The 16,321-nt window shown below is 62.5% G+C and carries 17 protein-coding genes; 7 read left to right on the forward strand and 10 right to left on the reverse strand.

Going from position 1 to position 16,321, the window contains the following annotated elements; translation table 11 throughout:
• Positions 1-73: 73 nt before the first annotated feature.
• The 3 genes from mksB to mksF are packed head-to-tail and all read left to right on the forward strand — an operon-like array spanning position 74 to position 4,888.
• Positions 74-1,363, forward strand: coding sequence for an Mks condensin complex protein MksB (gene mksB / locus D8767_RS25355; RefSeq protein WP_016713342.1), 1,290 nt, complete (start codon positions 74-76; stop codon positions 1,361-1,363).
• Positions 1,353-2,060 (forward strand): Mks condensin complex protein MksE, encoded by a 708-nt coding sequence (gene mksE / locus D8767_RS25360; RefSeq protein WP_016713343.1) that lies wholly within the window; start codon positions 1,353-1,355, stop codon positions 2,058-2,060. The genes mksB and mksE overlap by 11 nt, the downstream gene beginning before the upstream one ends.
• Entirely contained in the window at positions 2,057-4,888 is a 2,832-nt protein-coding gene (gene mksF / locus D8767_RS25365; RefSeq protein ID WP_016713344.1) for an Mks condensin complex protein MksF, read from the forward strand. Before mksE ends, mksF begins: the two co-directional genes overlap by 4 nt.
• Positions 4,889-5,016: 128 nt before the next feature.
• Here mksF and D8767_RS25370 read toward each other — a convergent pair whose 3' ends face one another.
• The 5 genes from D8767_RS25370 to rplU all read right to left on the reverse strand — a co-directional run bounded on the left by D8767_RS25370 (position 5,017) and on the right by rplU (position 8,704).
• A complete protein-coding gene (locus D8767_RS25370) occupies positions 5,017-5,478 on the reverse strand; it encodes a CreA family protein (RefSeq protein ID WP_016713345.1) in 462 nt (153 codons plus the stop codon).
• Positions 5,475-6,593, reverse strand: coding sequence for a glutamate 5-kinase (gene proB, locus D8767_RS25375; RefSeq protein ID WP_016713346.1), 1,119 nt, complete (start codon positions 6,591-6,593; stop codon positions 5,475-5,477). The genes D8767_RS25370 and proB overlap by 4 nt, the downstream gene beginning before the upstream one ends.
• Positions 6,594-6,678: 85 nt before the next feature.
• Positions 6,679-7,905, reverse strand: a complete 1,227-nt coding sequence (cgtA, locus tag D8767_RS25380) for an Obg family GTPase CgtA (protein WP_016713347.1) — start codon at positions 7,903-7,905, stop codon at positions 6,679-6,681.
• A gap of 188 nt (positions 7,906-8,093) precedes the next feature.
• Positions 8,094-8,351 carry a 50S ribosomal protein L27 gene (gene rpmA, locus D8767_RS25385; protein ID WP_003247464.1) on the reverse strand — a complete coding sequence of 86 codons (258 nt, stop codon included), beginning with the start codon at positions 8,349-8,351 and terminating at the stop codon, positions 8,094-8,096.
• A 38-nt stretch (positions 8,352-8,389) separates the two neighbouring features.
• On the reverse strand, positions 8,390-8,704 hold the full coding sequence (gene rplU / locus D8767_RS25390) for a 50S ribosomal protein L21 (protein WP_003247466.1): 315 nt from the start codon (positions 8,702-8,704) through the stop codon (positions 8,390-8,392).
• A gap of 244 nt (positions 8,705-8,948) precedes the next feature.
• Between rplU and D8767_RS25395 the strand changes: the two genes are divergently transcribed.
• The 3 genes from D8767_RS25395 to D8767_RS25405 all read left to right on the forward strand — a co-directional run bounded on the left by D8767_RS25395 (position 8,949) and on the right by D8767_RS25405 (position 10,753).
• Positions 8,949-9,917, forward strand: coding sequence for a polyprenyl synthetase family protein (locus D8767_RS25395; RefSeq protein WP_016713348.1), 969 nt, complete (start codon positions 8,949-8,951; stop codon positions 9,915-9,917).
• A gap of 164 nt (positions 9,918-10,081) precedes the next feature.
• On the forward strand, positions 10,082-10,423 hold the full coding sequence (locus D8767_RS25400) for a zinc ribbon domain-containing protein YjdM (RefSeq protein WP_016713349.1): 342 nt from the start codon (positions 10,082-10,084) through the stop codon (positions 10,421-10,423).
• 84 nt (positions 10,424-10,507) lie between these two features.
• Positions 10,508-10,753, forward strand: a complete 246-nt coding sequence (locus tag D8767_RS25405; protein WP_016713350.1) for a hypothetical protein — start codon at positions 10,508-10,510, stop codon at positions 10,751-10,753.
• 135 nt (positions 10,754-10,888) lie between these two features.
• On the opposite strand, the gene D8767_RS25410 is transcribed toward D8767_RS25405, so the two are convergent.
• From D8767_RS25410 to D8767_RS25430, 5 genes are all read right to left on the reverse strand, one after another.
• Positions 10,889-11,506: an FKBP-type peptidyl-prolyl cis-trans isomerase gene (locus D8767_RS25410; RefSeq protein WP_016713351.1), complete on the reverse strand. Its 618-nt coding sequence runs from the start codon at positions 11,504-11,506 to the stop codon at positions 10,889-10,891.
• 85 nt (positions 11,507-11,591) lie between these two features.
• Positions 11,592-11,897 (reverse strand): DUF6482 family protein, encoded by a 306-nt coding sequence (locus tag D8767_RS25415; RefSeq protein ID WP_016713352.1) that lies wholly within the window; start codon positions 11,895-11,897, stop codon positions 11,592-11,594.
• 128 nt (positions 11,898-12,025) lie between these two features.
• Entirely contained in the window at positions 12,026-12,514 is a 489-nt protein-coding gene (locus D8767_RS25420) for a TIGR00645 family protein (protein WP_003247486.1), read from the reverse strand.
• Positions 12,515-12,613: 99 nt separating this feature from the next.
• Positions 12,614-12,952, reverse strand: a complete 339-nt coding sequence (locus D8767_RS25425; RefSeq protein ID WP_016713353.1) for a hypothetical protein — start codon at positions 12,950-12,952, stop codon at positions 12,614-12,616.
• Positions 12,953-13,112: 160 nt separating this feature from the next.
• Positions 13,113-15,551: a Lon protease family protein gene (locus D8767_RS25430; RefSeq protein ID WP_016713354.1), complete on the reverse strand. Its 2,439-nt coding sequence runs from the start codon at positions 15,549-15,551 to the stop codon at positions 13,113-13,115.
• 251 nt (positions 15,552-15,802) lie between these two features.
• Here D8767_RS25430 and D8767_RS25435 point away from each other — a divergent pair, with 251 nt between their 5' ends.
• Positions 15,803-16,291, forward strand: coding sequence for a DUF3015 domain-containing protein (locus D8767_RS25435; protein WP_016713355.1), 489 nt, complete (start codon positions 15,803-15,805; stop codon positions 16,289-16,291).
• The last annotated feature ends 30 nt before the right edge of the window (positions 16,292-16,321 follow it).

Here is a 16,321-nt window from a genome sequence, read left to right on the forward strand (position 1 = left end):
GACCAAGGGGTAAAAACCTCCCCCCCGGATGCAGTACAATCGCCCCCTTTTTCTTGGCAACGAGTCGAAGCCAATGATCGAACCCAAGCGCGTCCTGCGCGCCCTAGCCGAACACTGGGCCCTGATCGAGCCGCTGTGCGAGCGTTTCGACCAGGGCACCCTGAGCCTGGTCGAGCTGCGCCAGCACGTGGCCCGTCAGCAGGTCGAGAGCACCCCGCAGGACATCACCCAGCTGCTCGACGTATGGATCCGCCTGGATATCCTGGTCCCGGTGGCCAAAAGCCCGAACCGTTTCGAGCTCAACGCGCAGATCCACGACTTCCTCGCCTACCTGCGCCGCGAACACCGGCTGGGCCTGTGCCTGGAGATCGAAGCCTACCTGCGCCACCTGGAGCGCCTGGCCGGCCACATCCAGGATGCCTTCGACAACCGCGACAGCGACGACCTGGCGCGCCAGCTGCGCCTGCTCGACATGCGTGTGCGCGATGTACTGAAAAAGCTCGATAACGACGAGCAGGCGCTGGTGGCCGTGGCCGAGCGGGCCAAGACCAGCAACCGCCAGATCCCGCTGCGTCAGCGTTATGCTGAAGTCCTGGCCACCTGGGACGAATACGTCGAGCCGATGATCCAGCTGGTGAACGCCGACGGCGCCTTCGAACAAGGCGTGCGCAAGGTCGAGACCGTGCTGCTGAAGCTGCTGGGCGAACAGGCCCGTCTGGGCCACCTGGTCGACGACGACATGCTGCTGCGTACCCACGCGCGCATTCTGGAAATGCAGACCAGCGCCCAGCTCACCCTGCGCCATGCCCGCGAACTGCTGCTGCCGCTGCGTGAAGAAGCCCGCCGGCACAACGCCGTGACCCGTGGCGCTGCGCTGGCCCTGTCGGTGATCCGGCGCAAGGGCATCGATGCCGTGCCGCAAGCGGCCATGCCGATGTTCACCCGCCCGCAAAGCACCTTCCTGGGCAGCGCGAGCCAGGTCGAGGCCTATGTGTACGCCCTGGCCCGCTTCGAGCCCAAGCCGGCGCGCTTCCCCAAGGCCCACAAGACCCAGTCCGGCGCCCTGCCCCGCGCACCGCGCACGGTCAAAGAGATGGCCGAACGCTGCGAACAGGCCCTGCCGCTGCCCGACCTGATGGTCTGGCTGCTGGAGCAAGAACCCGAAGGCGCCACCGACGAGCTGCTGTACTGGTTCTCGCGCCTGTCGCGAGAAAAGCGCTTCAAGCGCGAACGCCTCGACCGCCGCGAATACACCACCCAGGAACACTTGGTCAGCCTGCGCTCGTTCGCCCTGACCTCCAGCCGCGAAGACGCCACCAGCGCGCCTACCGAACCCAACGCGAGCCCAGCCCATGCATCTTGATCTTTCCGAACTGTCCCAGCTCGCACCGATCTTCCGCGAGCTGTTCAAAGGCTTCCACGTCAGCCGCCGCGACCCGGAGCTGTACGCCCAGCTGTCGAACTTCCAGGACCAGTACCGCACCCTGTTCAAGGCCCTGGGCTTCGAGCTGGTGTGCGACACCCGTGGTTTCTACTACTTCGTGCCGGACATGACCGCCGCACAGGTGAACAAGACCGCACAGCGCCTGTCGCTGTTCACCTTCATTCTGGTCGAGCATCTGGCCGACCAGGGCCGCGACCCGATGGCCGTGCTCGATGGCGGCAGTATTGGCCGTGACGAGCTGCCCTCGCTGCTGGACAAGTACCGCGACCTGTTCCTGCAGGCCGAAGTGCAGACGGTGGACGAGCTGGAAGAAAAAATCCTGCGCCGCATGACCCAGCTTGGCTTTGCCCACGAAGAAGGCGGCATCTACCGCTTCTTGCCGCCGATGCACCGCTTCCTCGATGTGTGCCTGTCGGTGCAGCAGGACCGCGACCTGGCCGCCACCCTGCACAGCGACCTGCCGCTGCCCACCCCGGTGCTGGTCGAGGAAGAAAGCCCCGAAGAACTCAACCGCACCGACGATCCGCTGGACCTCAGCCCGTTCGACGGCGAGGAAAGCGAAGAGCAAGCCCTGGCCCGGGCCATCCGCGAAGAGCAACAGGAGATTGACGCATGAGCCAGGAACGCTACGGCATCCGCCGCTTCGCACTGCTCAACACCGCCGGATACAGCCTTGGCCTGTTCCCGCTGGAACACCCGCTGTCGGTGTACGGCGCCAACAACCTGGGTAAATCGGCGTCGATCAACGCCCTGCAGTTCCCGATCCTGGCACGCATGTCGGACATGAGCTTCGGCAAGTACAGCCTGGAGCAGTCGCGCCGCTTCTACTTCGCCAGCGACACCTCGTACATTCTCTGCGAACTGAGCCTGCCGCACGGCCCGCACGTGATCGGCGTGGTCGGTCGCGGCCCGGGTGGCGGTTTCGGCCACCAGTTCTTTGCCTACAAGGGCGAACTGGACCTGGCCCACTACCAGAAGAACGACACCTGCCTGCGCCAGAAAGAGCTGTTCACCAACCTTGAACGCTTAGGGATCAAGGCTTACGAGCTGAAGCCGGATGAACTGCGCCGCCTGCTGGTTGGCGGCCACACCTCGGTGCCGCTGGACCTGACCATGATCCCGCTGCGCTCCACCAGCGAGCAAAGCCTGAAAACCTTCCGCGCACTGTTCATCAACCTGCTGCACATGCGCGAAATCACCGCCGCCAAGCTCAAGCAGCTGTTCCTCGATGCGTTCGAGCACAGCCTGCGTTCGGGCAGCGTCGACTACATCGCCGCCTGCGAGGAAGCGTTCCGCGACGTGCGCCGCATGGAGCAGGACTACAACGCCCTGGTCGCCGCCGGCCCGCTGGTCGAGGCCCTGGCCGGTGGTGTGGCCCAGCGCGACATCCTGCGCGGCAAACTGCACCGCATTTCGCCCGTACTCGACACCCTGCTGGGCACCTGGCAGGAATACGCCATGGCGCGCAAGGAAGAGCTGGTCATCCAGTCCGAGCACTACCGTGGCGAGCAGGATCGCCTGCAGAATGACCAGCGCGGCGGCACCCAGGAGCTGATGCGCCTGGAGCGTGAAATTACCGGCATCCAGCGCTGGCTGGGCGAGCTGTCGGTGCTCAAGCACCGCTTTGCCCTGGTCGATGACGTCAAGGTCCTGGAACAGCAACTGTTGGCAGCCAAGGACGCCCACGACGAACTGGCCGGCGCCCTGGCCCAGTCGCGGCAGTTTAGCGCCGAAGACCTCGACGAGCGCGTACGCGACCTGGAAAAACGCCTGAAACAGGTCAAGCAGCAGCTCGACCACGCCGACAACAACAGCTATGCCCGCCTGCGCGAAGAGTTCTCGCAAGCCGACGTCGACCGCCTGATGCGCCTGTTCAACGGCGCGCTGTTCAGCCTGCCGCTGGGCGACCGTGGCATCGAGCTGGACGACAGCGACCTGTGGGTAAAATCGCTGGAAGCGGTGCTCGACGGCTTCAAGGGCGAGCGCTTCGAAGCGCCGGGCCTGGCCATCGACCTGACCAACATCGACCCGCCGGCACTGCAGGCCCTGGCCGACCGTGCCGCCCTGCGCGACCAGAAGGAGCGCCTGGAAAAAGAGCTGAAACAGCTCAAGACCCAGCAAGCCGTAGCCGCCGACCGCTCCGCCTCCAAAGCGCAAACCGAAACCCTGTATCAGGAAGTGCTGGATGCGCAAAAGGCGCTGGAAGACTTCCGCCGCACTGAAACCCTCAGCGCCGAAGAGCCAGAGAAGCTGGAACAACTGTCGCAGCTGGAAGCTGCCCAGGACGAATTGAAGCGTTCCAGCGACGCCTTCACCGAGCGCGTCCAGCAGCTGTCGGCCAAGCTGCAGCTGGTCGGCCGCCAGATCGGCGACCTCGAGTCCAAGCAACGCACCCTGGAAGACGCCCTGCGCCGTCGTCAACTGCTGCCGGCCGACCTGCCCTACGGCACGCCGTTCATGGAAGCCATCGACGACTCGATGGACAACCTGCTGCCGCTGCTCAATGACTACCAGGACAGCTGGCAAGCCCTGCAGCGCGTGGACAACCAGATCGAGGCGCTGTACGCCCAGGTACGCCTGAAAGGCGTGGCCAAGTTCGACAGCGAAGACGACATGGAACGCCGCCTGCAACTGCTGGTGAACGCCTACGCGCACCGCACCGACGAAGCCCTGACCCTGGCCAAGGCACGCCGCGCTGCAGTCACCGACATTGCCCGTACTCTGCGCAACATCCGCAGCGACTACGACAGCCTCGAGCACCAGCTGGCCCTGTTCAACCGCGAGATCAACAAGCGCCAGGTGTCCAACCTGGAAAGCTTCCGCGTGGTGCTGGCACCGAACAAGGAAGCGCTCAAGCACATCGACCAGATCATCCACAGTGCCGGCCAGTACGAAGAAGGCGAAACCCTGTCGGTGTTCGACCTGACCCAAAGCGCCGAGCAGGACAACAAGAACGAAGAGGCCAAGGAGTACCTGGCACGGCTGGTGGCGGCCAACCACAACCAGCTGGGCCTGAAGGACCTGTTCGAGCTGGCGTTCGAGATCACCAAGGTCAACGGCCAACCGGTCATCCACGCCGACATCGACGGCGCGGCGTCCAACGGCACCACCATGACCATCAAGGCGCTGACCAACATGTACCTGTTGCTGCACCTGATGGACCGTGACCTGGCCGGACGCATTCGCCTGCCGTACTACCTGGATGAGGCAGCAGACATCGACGAACGCAACCAGGCAGCACTGCTGGAGACCAGCCTGCAGCTGGGCTTCGTGCCGATTCTGGCGAGTGTGAAGCCTCAGGTATCGGCGCGTGTGGCGATCGACCTGGAAGGCGGTAGCGGGCCGAATGGCATCTACATCGACGAGGCGGACTGGAAGTTCATCAGCCGGCTGGATGAGGTGAAGGCGGTTGTGCGTGAGGATCAGGCCGAAGAGTTGGCCTGAGGTAACCAGGGCCGCTTTGCGGCCCATCGCGACCTGCGGTCGCTCCTACAGGGGTATCGCAATCTCCCGTAGGAGCGACCGCAGGTCGCGATAGGAGGCCGAAGGCCTCCCGGCGATCTACCAGGTTATCAATGCGCCCAAGGCAAGATCGGTATCGCGGTCACCGCATTCTGCGGGCTGCCTTCGATCATGCGGTCGCTGTACACCAGGTACACCAGCGTATTGCGCTTCTTGTCCAGGAAGCGCACCACCTGCATGGTCTTGAACACCAGCGAGGTGCGCTCCTTGAACACCTCCTCGCCGTCCTTCAACTCACCCTTGAAGTTGATCGGCCCCACCTGACGGCAGGCAATCGATGCCTCCGCCCGGTCCTCGGCCAGCCCCAACCCACCCTTCACACCGCCTGTCTTGGCCCGCGACAGGTAGCAGGTCACGCCCTCGACCTTGGGGTCGTCGAACGCCTCGACCACGATGCGGTCATTCGGCCCGAGGAACTTGAACACGGTGGACACCTGGCCGATTTCCTCTGCCCCGGCCAGCATTGGCAGCACCAGCGCTGCCACCCCGATCACCCACTTGAACAGGCTCATACCAGCACCAGGTTGTCGCGGTGCACCAGCTCCGGCTCGGCGCTATAGCCCAGCAGGCTTTCGATGGCATCGGACGGTTGGCCAATGATCTTCTGCGCTTCCAGCGCGCTGTAGTTGGCCAACCCGCGCGCCACCTCCAGACCGTCCGGGCCGACGCACACCACCATCTCGCCACGGCGGAAACTGCCCTGCACGGTCTTCACGCCGACCGGTAGCAGGCTCTTGTTGGCTTCACGCAGTGCCTGCACGGCACCGGCATCCAGCACCAACGTCCCACGGGTTTGCAGGTGGCCTGCCAGCCACTGTTTACGCGCAGCGAGCATGCCGCGCTCGGGCGACAGCAAGGTACCCAGGCGCTCACCCGCCTTGAGGCGGTCCAGCACGCGCTCGATGCGGCCACCGATGATGATGGTGTGGGCACCGGAACGGGCAGCCAGGCGCGCAGCGCGCAGCTTGGTCTGCATGCCGCCACGGCCCAGGGCACCACCGGTGCCACCGGCCACGGCGTCCAGCGACGGGTCGTCGGCACGGGCTTCGTAAATCAGCTGGGCTTCGGGGTTGTTGCGCGGGTCGGCGTCGAACATGCCATCGCGGTCGGTGAGGATCACCAGCAGGTCGGCCTCGACCAGGTTGGCCACCAGCGCCGCCAAGGTGTCGTTGTCGCCGAAACGGATCTCATCTGTGACCACGGTGTCGTTTTCGTTGATCACCGGCACCACGCCCAGGTCGACCAGCGTGCGCAAGGTGCTGCGGGCGTTCAGGTAGCGCTTGCGGTCGGACAGGTCGTCATGGGTCAGCAGGATCTGTGCGGTGTGCTTGCCGTGCTCGCCGAAGCTCGACTCCCACGCCTGCACCAGGCGCATCTGGCCGAGCGAGGCAGCCGCCTGCAACTCGTTCATCGCGCTCGGTCGCGTGGTCCAGCCCAGCTGGCTCATGCCGGCAGCCACGGCCCCGGAGGACACCAGTACCAACTCCACGCCCGCCTCACGCAGCGCGACCATCTGCTCGACCCAAACGGCCATGGCACCGCGGTCGAGGCCTTTGCCATCGGCGGTCAGCAGAGCACTGCCAATCTTCACGACCCAGCGCTTGGCGCCCGTCACCTTGCTTCGCATCTTCTTCCAACCTATGTCGAATCTGTAGATACCGTGGATACAAAAACGCCGCTCCAGAGAGCGGCGTTTAGTGTACTGCAACCGATCAGTCGCGCACGTAAATGATTTCCGGGCCGTCTTCGTCGTCCTCGAAATCATCGTCCCAACCGTCATCGTCGCCGATGTCGTGTACGCTCTTGACGCCTGTACGGCGCAGGGTACGCGCGTCGTCCAGGGCCTGCAGCTGGGCACGGGCTTCGTCTTCGATACGCTGGTCGAGGTCGGCCAGTTCTTCGGCGTAGGCCGGGTCGTTGGCCAGGCGGTCGGCGCGGTCTTCGAGGTAGCGCATCAGGTCGTGGCTGAGCTTTTCGGTGCCCTGTTTGGAGATGGCCGAAATCACGTAGACCGGGCCTTCCCATTGCAGGCGCTCGACCACTTCCTGAACGCGCGCATCGCGCTCGTCTTCCATGACCATGTCGGCCTTGTTCAGCACCAGCCAGCGCTCACGCTCGGCCAGCGACGGGCTGAAGCGGGTCAGTTCGTTGACGATCACTTCGGCGGCATCGGCCGGGCTGCTTTCGTCCAGCGGCGCCATGTCGACCAGGTGCAACAACACGCGGGTACGCGCCAGGTGCTTGAGGAAGCGGATACCCAGGCCGGCACCCTCGGAGGCGCCTTCGATCAGGCCGGGGATGTCGGCGATGACGAAGCTCTTCCAGCGGTCGACGCTGACCACACCCAGGTTCGGTACCAGGGTGGTGAACGGGTAGTCAGCCACTTTCGGCTTGGCTGCGGAAACCGAGCGAATGAAGGTGCTCTTGCCGGCGTTCGGCAGGCCCAGCAGGCCAACGTCGGCCAGCACTTTCATTTCCATCTTCAGGTCGCGCTGGTCACCTGGTTTACCCGGGGTGGTCTGGCGCGGTGCACGGTTGGTGCTGGACTTGAAACGGGTGTTGCCCAAGCCGTGCCAGCCGCCTTGGGCGACCATCAGCTTCTGGCCCGGGGTCACCAGGTCACCGATCACTTCCTGGGTGGAAGCGTCGATCACGGTGGTGCCGACCGGCACACGCAGGAACAGGTCCTCGCCTTTCTTGCCGGTGCAGTCGGTGCTACCGCCGTTGGCGCCGCGCTGGGCCTCGTGGTGACGGGTGTAGCGATAGTCGACCAGGGTGTTGAGGTTTTCGTCGGCGACCATGTACACCGAGCCACCGTCGCCACCGTCACCGCCGTTGGGGCCACCGTTCTCGATGAATTTTTCGCGACGGAAGCTCATGCAACCGTTGCCGCCGTCACCGGCCTTGACCCGAATGGATACTTCGTCAACAAACTTCATTAAAACCGCCTCTCGTCGGCAGACGAGCTGAATGACTCAAAAACATGAGGCTCTTGCAAAAATGAGCGCGGCGGCCCCGTACGACCGTAGAAACCAACGCCGGCAACCCAGACAAACAGCTTTGCAAGAGGCTCACCACAAACGAAAAAGCCCCGTCGCATGACGGGGCTTCTGGAGCGACGTCGCGATTAAGCGGCGACGATGCTCACGTAACGGCGCATGAACTCGCCTTTTTTCTCGAACTTGATCACGCCTTCGATCTTGGCGAACAAGGTGTGGTCCTTGCCCATGCCAACGCCGTAGCCAGCGTGGAATTCAGTGCCGCGCTGACGGACGATGATGTTGCCTGGCTTGATAACCTGGCCGCCATACATCTTCACGCCAAGGCGTTTAGATTCTGAGTCGCGACCGTTACGAGTACTACCACCAGCCTTCTTGTGAGCCATGGTTCAATTCTCCAAATAAATTCAGGGGATCTAGGGGATTAAGCCTGGATGCCGGTGATTTTGATCTCGGTGAACCACTGGCGGTGGCCCATACGCTTCATGTGGTGCTTACGACGACGGAACTTGATGATGCGAACCTTGTCGTGGCGGCCTTGCGAAACGACTTCGGCCACTACTTTAGCGCCAGCAACAACTGGAGCACCGATGGTGACTTCTTCACCGTTGGCGACCAGCAGAACGCGATCGAAGGTCACGGATTCGCCAGTGGCGACTTCCAGTTTTTCGATCTTGAGGAATTCACCTTCAGCGACTTTGTACTGCTTGCCGCCGGTAACGATTACTGCGTAAGACATGGTATTTCTCCGATAATCCTGCTCACCCAGCGCTTTATATGATGAGTATTGGCTGGCATGGCTGCATGGGGCTGGAACGGCCCGGTGCAATTGCGTAAGGCAGGTGCTGCCCAGGAAGTTAGGGTGCGCGATTGTACGCAACCCAGGTTTTGCTTGCAAGTGCCGCCCCCGGCCAGCTGGCACCGCGCCTTGACACACCGGGACCTGCAACCTAGCATGCCGCGCAACCTCACTGGAGCAGCCGATGCAACCCCAAACCTTCTACCGTGCGGTGGCTGATGATTTCAGCGCCGTCGACGAGATCATCAAGAAGCAGCTGACCTCGCGCGTGCCGCTGGTATCGAAGATCGGCGACTATATCACGTCCGCCGGTGGCAAGCGCCTGCGCCCCCTGCTGGTGCTGCTGTGCGGCAAAGCCCTGGGCCGCGAAGGCGACGACCTGCGCCTGCTGGCCGCCACCATCGAATTCCTGCACACCGCCACCCTGCTGCACGACGACGTGGTCGACATGTCCGGCATGCGCCGTGGCCGCTCCACCGCCAATGCCCTGTGGGGTAACGCGCCAAGCGTGCTGGTGGGCGACTTCCTTTATTCGCGCTCGTTCGAAATGATGGTCGAGCTGGGCTCGATGCCGGTCATGCAGATCCTGTCCAAGGCCACCCGCGTGATTGCCGAGGGTGAAGTGCTGCAGCTGTCGCGAGTACGCGATGCCAGCACCACCGAAGAAGTCTACATGGAAGTCATCCGCGGCAAGACCGCGATGCTCTTCGAAGCCTCGACCCACAGCGCTGCCGCGCTGGCCGAAGCGACAGACGAACAGCGCGAAGCCCTGCGCACCTTCGGTGACCACCTGGGTGTGGCCTTCCAGCTGGTCGACGACCTGCTGGACTATAAAGGCGACTCGCAAACCCTTGGCAAGAACGTGGGTGACGACCTGGCTGAAGGCAAGCCTACCCTGCCGCTGATCTACACCATGCGCGAAGGCACTGCCGAACAGGCTGCACTGGTGCGCCAGGCGATCCAGAAAGGTGGCCTGGAGGACCTTGAGCAGATTCGCGTGGCCGTGGAGGAATCGGGGGCGCTTAAGTACACCGCAGAGCTGGCCCGTGATTACGTGAAGCGTGCCATCGAGTGCCTCGAAGTGCTGCCGGCCAGCGAGTATCGGGATGCGCTGGTTGAATTGAGCGAGTTTGCGGTCGCGCGTACTCACTGACAGACCGAGCCGTCTTCATTCGCGGGCAAACCCGCTTCTACAGGATTTGCGACTGTAGGAGCGTGTTTGCCCGCGGTGCTTTTGTCCGGACATAATCCCTTCTGGAAAAATACCTTTTACAATGCAGGCCTTTAACCGCCCGTCTGTTTGTTTGAGGAACCGAAGTGAGCACTCTGCCACCCTGCCCTAAATGCAACTCCGAATACACCTATGAGGATGGCACTCAGCTGATCTGCCCTGAATGCGCCCACGAATGGTCGGCCAGCGGCGATACCGAGGCGGCCAGCGACGAGGTGGTGAAAAAGGATTCGGTCGGCAACATCCTGCAGGACGGCGACACCGTCACCGTGATCAAGGACCTCAAGGTCAAGGGCTCGTCCCTGGTGGTCAAGGTCGGCACCAAGGTCAAGAACATCCGCCTGTGCGACGGCGACCACGACATCGACTGCAAAATCGACGGCATCGGCGCCATGAAGCTGAAGTCCGAGTTCGTGCGCAAAGTCTGATTACACAAAAATCTGCCAATTGGCGCTTGCTATTTAGATAATAAGAATTATTCTCATTGGTACTGCTATCCAAGAAGAATAGCCATGACTTATCTGATCGACGCCTGGCTGGACCGCCCTCACCCCTACCTGCGCATTCTTCATCGGGAAACCGGCGAAGTGTGCGCGGTGCTTGAAGAGGAAGCACTCGACGAGCTGCGTGACCAGGGAGACCTGGACATGAGCGGGCTGAATTCGAGTGAACCGGGGGTGCTCAAGGAGCTGGTGCGGAATCTGTTTCTGTTCTGCTATGCGCGGGCGTTGCGCCCGGCGGGAACGGATTGGAACTGACAGGTCTGGCGAGGGCTTCGCCCTCGTTCGCGGCGCAAGGCCGCTCCTACAGGGGTACGCATATTCATGGGAAAATGCATACCCCTGTAGGAGCGGCCTTGTGCCGCGAATGGGCCGCAAAGCGGCCCCGAGGCATTACAGAACGTCGAGCAGCTCGACGTCGAACACCAGCACGCTGTGCGGCGGGATGCTGCCAACGCCTTGGGCGCCGTAAGCCAGCTCGCTCGGCACGTACAGGCGCCATTTGCTGCCTGCGTTCATCAGTTGCAGGGCTTCGGTCCAGCCCGCGATCACGCCGCCTACCGGGAATTCAGCCGGTTGGCCACGGTCGTAGGAGCTGTCGAACACAGTGCCGTCGATCAGGGTGCCGTGGTAGTGCGTGCGCACGTTGTCTTCGCGGGTCGGCTTGGCGCCTTCACCGGCGGTCAGCACTTCGAACTGCAGGCCCGACGCCAGGGTGGTGATGCCTTCACGCTTGGCGTTCTCGACCAGGAATTCTTTGCCAGCAGCAGCAGCGGCTTCGGCCTTGGCTGCGGCTTCGGCTTGCATCACGTCACGGATGACCTTGAAGCTGGCCGACAGGTCGGCTTCGCTGACGCGGCTGTCGGCGCCATTGAAGGCATCGGTCAGGCCGGCCAGGATGGCCTCCAGGCTGACACCTGGTGGCGGGTTGTCGCGCAGCTGGCCGCCCAGCTGACGGCCGATGCCGTAGCTGACGCGGGTTTCGTCGGTGGACAGGTTGAGTTCGGACATTGTCGTGCTCCACTGCAGGGCGCAGTGCAGCCGCGCCCTTGATGAAAAGGGCGAGCAGCCTAGCACACTGGGGCGCTGCGAGCAGCTACCAGGCCGAACGCTGGGAAATCGGCACCTTCAGGTCTTCTTCCGGGTGCGTGCCCATGCCGCACATTTCATCTTGCACCGACCAGTGCACCAGGTTCATCGAAACCATGGGGATGGTTTGCAGCAACTTGCGCGCATCCTCCACCGAGTGCACACGCAAGCGCTCACCACGGGTGTCGGACAAGGGGTGGGCACGGCCTTTGACCCGGGCCTCGAGCAGGTAGTCACCGCCTTCGATGGCGATCAGGTTCAGTTCATCGACATGGCCAGCCCTGGCCTCGGTATTGAGCTGATGCAGGTTCATGAGAGCACCTCGCGACGGGAACCACGCATGAGAGCTCATTTTTTGTACAGACCGGCCGAAAGCACAAGCCAGAAACAACACCGCCCGTCCGTTTTGCAACGGACGGGCGGTGCCAACAGCTATTTGGCTCAGTGCTTGGTCAGCTTGTCCAGGTAGCCCATGCAGAACGCCGACACCACGAAGGTCATGTGGATAATCACGTACCACATCAGGTAATCGGTGGAGATGTTCTGCGCATCCATGAACACCCGCAGCAGGTGAATGGATGAAATCGCCACGATCGAAGCAGCAACCTTCATCTTCAGCGACGAAGAGTCCATCTTGCCCAGCCAGTTGAGCTTCTCTTTGCTCTCGTCGATATCCAGTTGCGAAACGAAGTTCTCGTAGCCGGAAATCATCACCATCACCAGCAGGCCGCCCACCAGCGACATGTCGATCAGCGACAGGATCACCAGGATCAGGTCGGCTTCGCTCAGGGCGAAAACGTTGGGCAGGACGTGGACCACTTCCTGGAAGAATTTCAGCGCCAGGGCCAGCAGGCCGAGGGACAGGCCGAAGTAGATGGGTGCGAGCAGCCAGCGCGAGGCATACATCGCATTTTCGAGGATACGTTCCATGAAGTTCAGGACTCATCAGGTGACTAAAAAACGACGGCGAGTATAGCCAGCCACCTGTTACAGCAAAAGCCTGGGGCCGCAAAGCGGCCCCAGGCTCAATCAAGACTCAGGATGAAACTGGTAATCCCCCAGGTTCCGGCACCGCTCGCCATTGATCCGCCGCAACTGCGCCTGCAGGTGCAGGCACCAGATCTGCGGGTCCTCGGCCACCTGGTACCCGTGCAAGGTCAGGCTGTCGACAATGGCATTGAGCACCGATTCGGCCACCAGCGGCCCATGGAAAGGCCCTTGAGCCTTGATCGCAGAGGGTTGTTCACCGGCCATGCCGGCGGCAAACAGCAGCGTCCACATGCCGTTGTCCCCAGCCAGTGGGCGGATACTGCATTCGATGCGGGTCACCAGGCCCAGGCACTGGCGTGTGAGGCTGAGGTTGCGCATGGCCGCGTCCCCTCCAAAGAGCCTTGTTCAGCCTGTACCTCAGGCTGTTTCCATCCTGAACGCTGTACCGTCCTTAAGTTCCAGCATAGAAGAACCGTACAGAAAGATGGAAAACCGGCGCTGAACGGTAGCACATCGCCGCTAGCGCCGGTTTATTGACTCAGGCTGGTTTGGCCTGGGCAATCACCTCTTCGAGGCGTTCCTTTTCTGCCTTCTCGATTTCTTCCTCGCTGATCATTTCGGCGATTTCGCGCAGGCGTTCCACCACCCGGGCATTGACGCTGCCCTCGGTGAACTGGCCGTTGCCATCGAGCACTCCGGCCTCCTCACCTACCAGCAGGCTCAACGCTTCATCGGCCTGGCTGACCGCGTAGACGTGGAACATGCCGTTCTCCACCGCCTGAAGCACGCGCTCGTCGAGCATCAGGGTGGCAACGTTGGCACGCGGAATGATCACACCCTGCTCACCGGTCAGGCCACGGGCCTCGCAAAGGCGGAAGAAGCCCTCGATCTTCTCGTTCACCCCTCCCACGGCCTGCACTTCACCAAACTGGTTGATCGAGCCGGTGATGGCAAAGCACTGCTTGAGCGGCGTGCGCGACAAGGCCGAAATCAGCGTGCAGGCTTCGCCCAGCGAGGCGCTGTCACCGTCCACATAGCCGTAAGACTGCTCCAGCGCGATGCTCGCGGAAATCGCCAGCGGGAACTCCTGGGCATAGCGGCTACCCAGGTAACCGGTCAGGATCATCACCCCCTTGGAGTGAATCGGCTGGCCCAGGTTGACCTCGCGCTCAATGTCGACGATGCCGCTGCCGCCCGGGTACACGGTGGCCGAGATGCGCGCCGGCATACCGAACGCCGAGTCCCCCACTTCCAGCACGGTCAGGCCGTTGCACTTGCCAATGGCCGCGCCCTCGGTGTCGATCAGGATGATGCCGGCAAGCATGTCGTCCAGCACCCGCTGCGACACACGCCCGGTGCGGGTGGCCTTGGCCTTGAGCGCACGTTCGATGTGCCCGGCGTCGGTCATTTCGTCACTGGCCAACTGGCGGATGAAGTCGGCTTCGCTGACCAGCTGGAACAGGTCACCGATGCGTGCCGACAGGCGCGACTGGTTCTCTGCCAGGCGGGCGCTGTAGGTCGCCAGGCGCGCGACCGCGTCACTGGTCAACGGCGCCATGCCCTCTTCGTTGGTGCGGGTACGCAACAGCTGGGCGAATTGCTCCAGGTTCTCGTCGACCATGGGCATGTCTTCGTCGAAGTCCACCAACACCCGGAACATCTCCTGGAAGTCCGAGTCGTGGTCCTGCAAGGCGTAGTACAGCTGGCGCGAACCGATAATCACCAGCTTGACGTTGAGCGGAATCATCTGCGGCTGCAGGCTGACAGTGGCAACACGGCCCAGCTCACCGATCGGTGATTCCATCTTCAGCTTGCGCGACTGCAAGGAACGCTTGAGCGCATCCCACACGAACGGCTCGCCCAGCATCTTCTCGGCTTCGAGAATCAGGAAACCGCCGTTGGCACGGTGCAACGCGCCCGGGCGCAGCTGGCGGTACGAGGTGTACAGCGCGCCTTGGTCGGTGCTGTATTCGATACGGCCAAACAGGTTGTCGTAGGTCGGGTGCGGCTCGAACACGACCGGCGCACCACCGGCAGCATGGTGGCCGACCACCAGGTTGGGTGCGTACTGCTCTTCGAGCAGCTTGCGCGCGGCAGCGTCGGTCTTGCTGTCGTCGACCAATTGCTCGACCACGGTGCGCAGCAGGTTCAGTTGCACCGACTGCAGGTAGGCGCACACTGCGGCGTTCTCGGCATACTTTTCCGACAACGGTGCCAGCAACGGTTGCAAGGCCAGGGTGATGGTTTCTTCATTCAGCTGGCGCAGCTGGTTGTTCGACTCACGCTTCCATTGCGGCAGGCTGGCCAGTTCTTCGTTCAACTGCTCTTCGAGCTGGGCAATGTCCTCATGGAACTGTTCACGCACGTCTTCCGGCAACTGGGCGAACTCGGCTTCATCCAGCGCCTTGCCGTCTGCCATCGGGGTGAAGGCAACGTTGCTGGCATCGCGGTACAACGCTACGTCCTTTTCCAGCGAGGCGCGCTCGATCACATCCAGGGCGCGGTCATAACGCTGGTTGAAGGCACGGTCGATGGCGCCCTTCTTCTGCTGGTACGACGGGTGTTCGAACACGGCCGGGAAGGTCGCCAGCAGGTTGTCGATCAGCCCGCCCATGTCGGCGATGAACGCCCCGGCGCTGCCGGATGGCAATTCCAGCGCACGCGGTTCACGGGTGTCGTCGAAGTTGTTGACGTAGACCCAGTCAGCCGGGGTCTGCTGGCGCTTGCCCTCGGCCTTGAGGTAGCGCTTGACGAACGAGAAGCGGCCGGTACCCGGCTCGCCCATGACGTACACGTTGTAACCGGGGCGTGGCATGGCCACACCAAACTGCAGGGCCTCGACAGCACGCTCCTGGCCCAGGACTCCGCGAAACGGCTCCAGATCGTCAGTATTGGTAAAGGCAAACTGCTCGGGTGAGAAACGCCGGGTCAGGGCTTCAGGCGCAAGACGCAGGCGCGCAGCGACAGGATCGGGCATTGGGTTTCCTTACTTCGGCGGGGCAGATACGCAGCATTCTGGCGCTGCCTGCGCGCGCCTTGCAAGGCTCTGCGGGACTTTATGTCGCAGCCCATGCACGTCATGTGACAGCAAATTTTTCGCAATCAACAACGCAACCTTTAGATCGTGCCTAAACTCCAAGCTGCGCGGGTGGGTGAAATGCTTTCCCGACCTGGCAACCGAGTTGCCAGAAACCCTGACCCTTGGTTAAGACAAAGAGAACAAATGCTATGAAACGGATTCTTCTGGGTACTCTGTTCACCGTGGTCTCGCTGAACGCCATGGCCGAAGCGCCAGGCGGCCCGAACTGCGGCTGGGGCAACATGCTGTTCGAAGGCCAGCGCGGCACGCCGGCACACTTCCTGGCCTCCACCACCAACGGCACCTCCGGTAACGCCACCTTCGGCATGACCTCCGGCACCAACGGCTGCTCCACCAAAGCCTCGCTGACCTACGGCGGCAAGTCGTGGTTCGCCATGAACGGCATGATGAACGAGCTTTCCGAAGACATGGCCATGGGCCAGGGCGAAGCACTGACCACCTATGCCGTGGTCCTCGGTGTGGCCCCGGAAGACCGCAGCTACTTCCAGTCGGTCGCCCACCAGCACTTCAACCAGATTTTCACCAGCGCCGACGTCACTGCTGAAACTGTCCACAGCAACACCCTGGCCGTTCTGAAGAACGACCCACGCCTGGCCAAATACGCTACCGAGGCCTAAGCACTGCTGCTCCCGCCCCACCCGGGGCGG

Source organism: Pseudomonas sp. LTGT-11-2Z, from assembly GCF_003691445.1.
GTDB classification, from domain to species: domain Bacteria; phylum Pseudomonadota; class Gammaproteobacteria; order Pseudomonadales; family Pseudomonadaceae; genus Aquipseudomonas; species Aquipseudomonas monteilii.

Coding starts and splice junctions, on each gene's coding strand:
- mksB (WP_016713342.1), top strand. CDS start 74: ATGATCGAACCCAAGCGCGTCCTGCGCGCCCTAGCCGAACACTGGGCC.
- mksE (WP_016713343.1), top strand. CDS start 1,353: ATGCATCTTGATCTTTCCGAACTGTCCCAGCTCGCACCGATCTTCCGC.
- mksF (WP_016713344.1), top strand. CDS start 2,057: ATGAGCCAGGAACGCTACGGCATCCGCCGCTTCGCACTGCTCAACACC.
- D8767_RS25370 (WP_016713345.1), bottom strand. CDS start 5,478: ATGAGCCTGTTCAAGTGGGTGATCGGGGTGGCAGCGCTGGTGCTGCCA.
- proB (WP_016713346.1), bottom strand. CDS start 6,593: ATGCGAAGCAAGGTGACGGGCGCCAAGCGCTGGGTCGTGAAGATTGGC.
- cgtA (WP_016713347.1), bottom strand. CDS start 7,905: ATGAAGTTTGTTGACGAAGTATCCATTCGGGTCAAGGCCGGTGACGGC.
- rpmA (WP_003247464.1), bottom strand. CDS start 8,351: ATGGCTCACAAGAAGGCTGGTGGTAGTACTCGTAACGGTCGCGACTCA.
- rplU (WP_003247466.1), bottom strand. CDS start 8,704: ATGTCTTACGCAGTAATCGTTACCGGCGGCAAGCAGTACAAAGTCGCT.
- D8767_RS25395 (WP_016713348.1), top strand. CDS start 8,949: ATGCAACCCCAAACCTTCTACCGTGCGGTGGCTGATGATTTCAGCGCC.
- D8767_RS25405 (WP_016713350.1), top strand. CDS start 10,508: ATGACTTATCTGATCGACGCCTGGCTGGACCGCCCTCACCCCTACCTG.
- D8767_RS25410 (WP_016713351.1), bottom strand. CDS start 11,506: ATGTCCGAACTCAACCTGTCCACCGACGAAACCCGCGTCAGCTACGGC.
- D8767_RS25415 (WP_016713352.1), bottom strand. CDS start 11,897: ATGAACCTGCATCAGCTCAATACCGAGGCCAGGGCTGGCCATGTCGAT.
- D8767_RS25420 (WP_003247486.1), bottom strand. CDS start 12,514: ATGGAACGTATCCTCGAAAATGCGATGTATGCCTCGCGCTGGCTGCTC.
- D8767_RS25425 (WP_016713353.1), bottom strand. CDS start 12,952: ATGCGCAACCTCAGCCTCACACGCCAGTGCCTGGGCCTGGTGACCCGC.
- D8767_RS25430 (WP_016713354.1), bottom strand. CDS start 15,551: ATGCCCGATCCTGTCGCTGCGCGCCTGCGTCTTGCGCCTGAAGCCCTG.
- D8767_RS25435 (WP_016713355.1), top strand. CDS start 15,803: ATGAAACGGATTCTTCTGGGTACTCTGTTCACCGTGGTCTCGCTGAAC.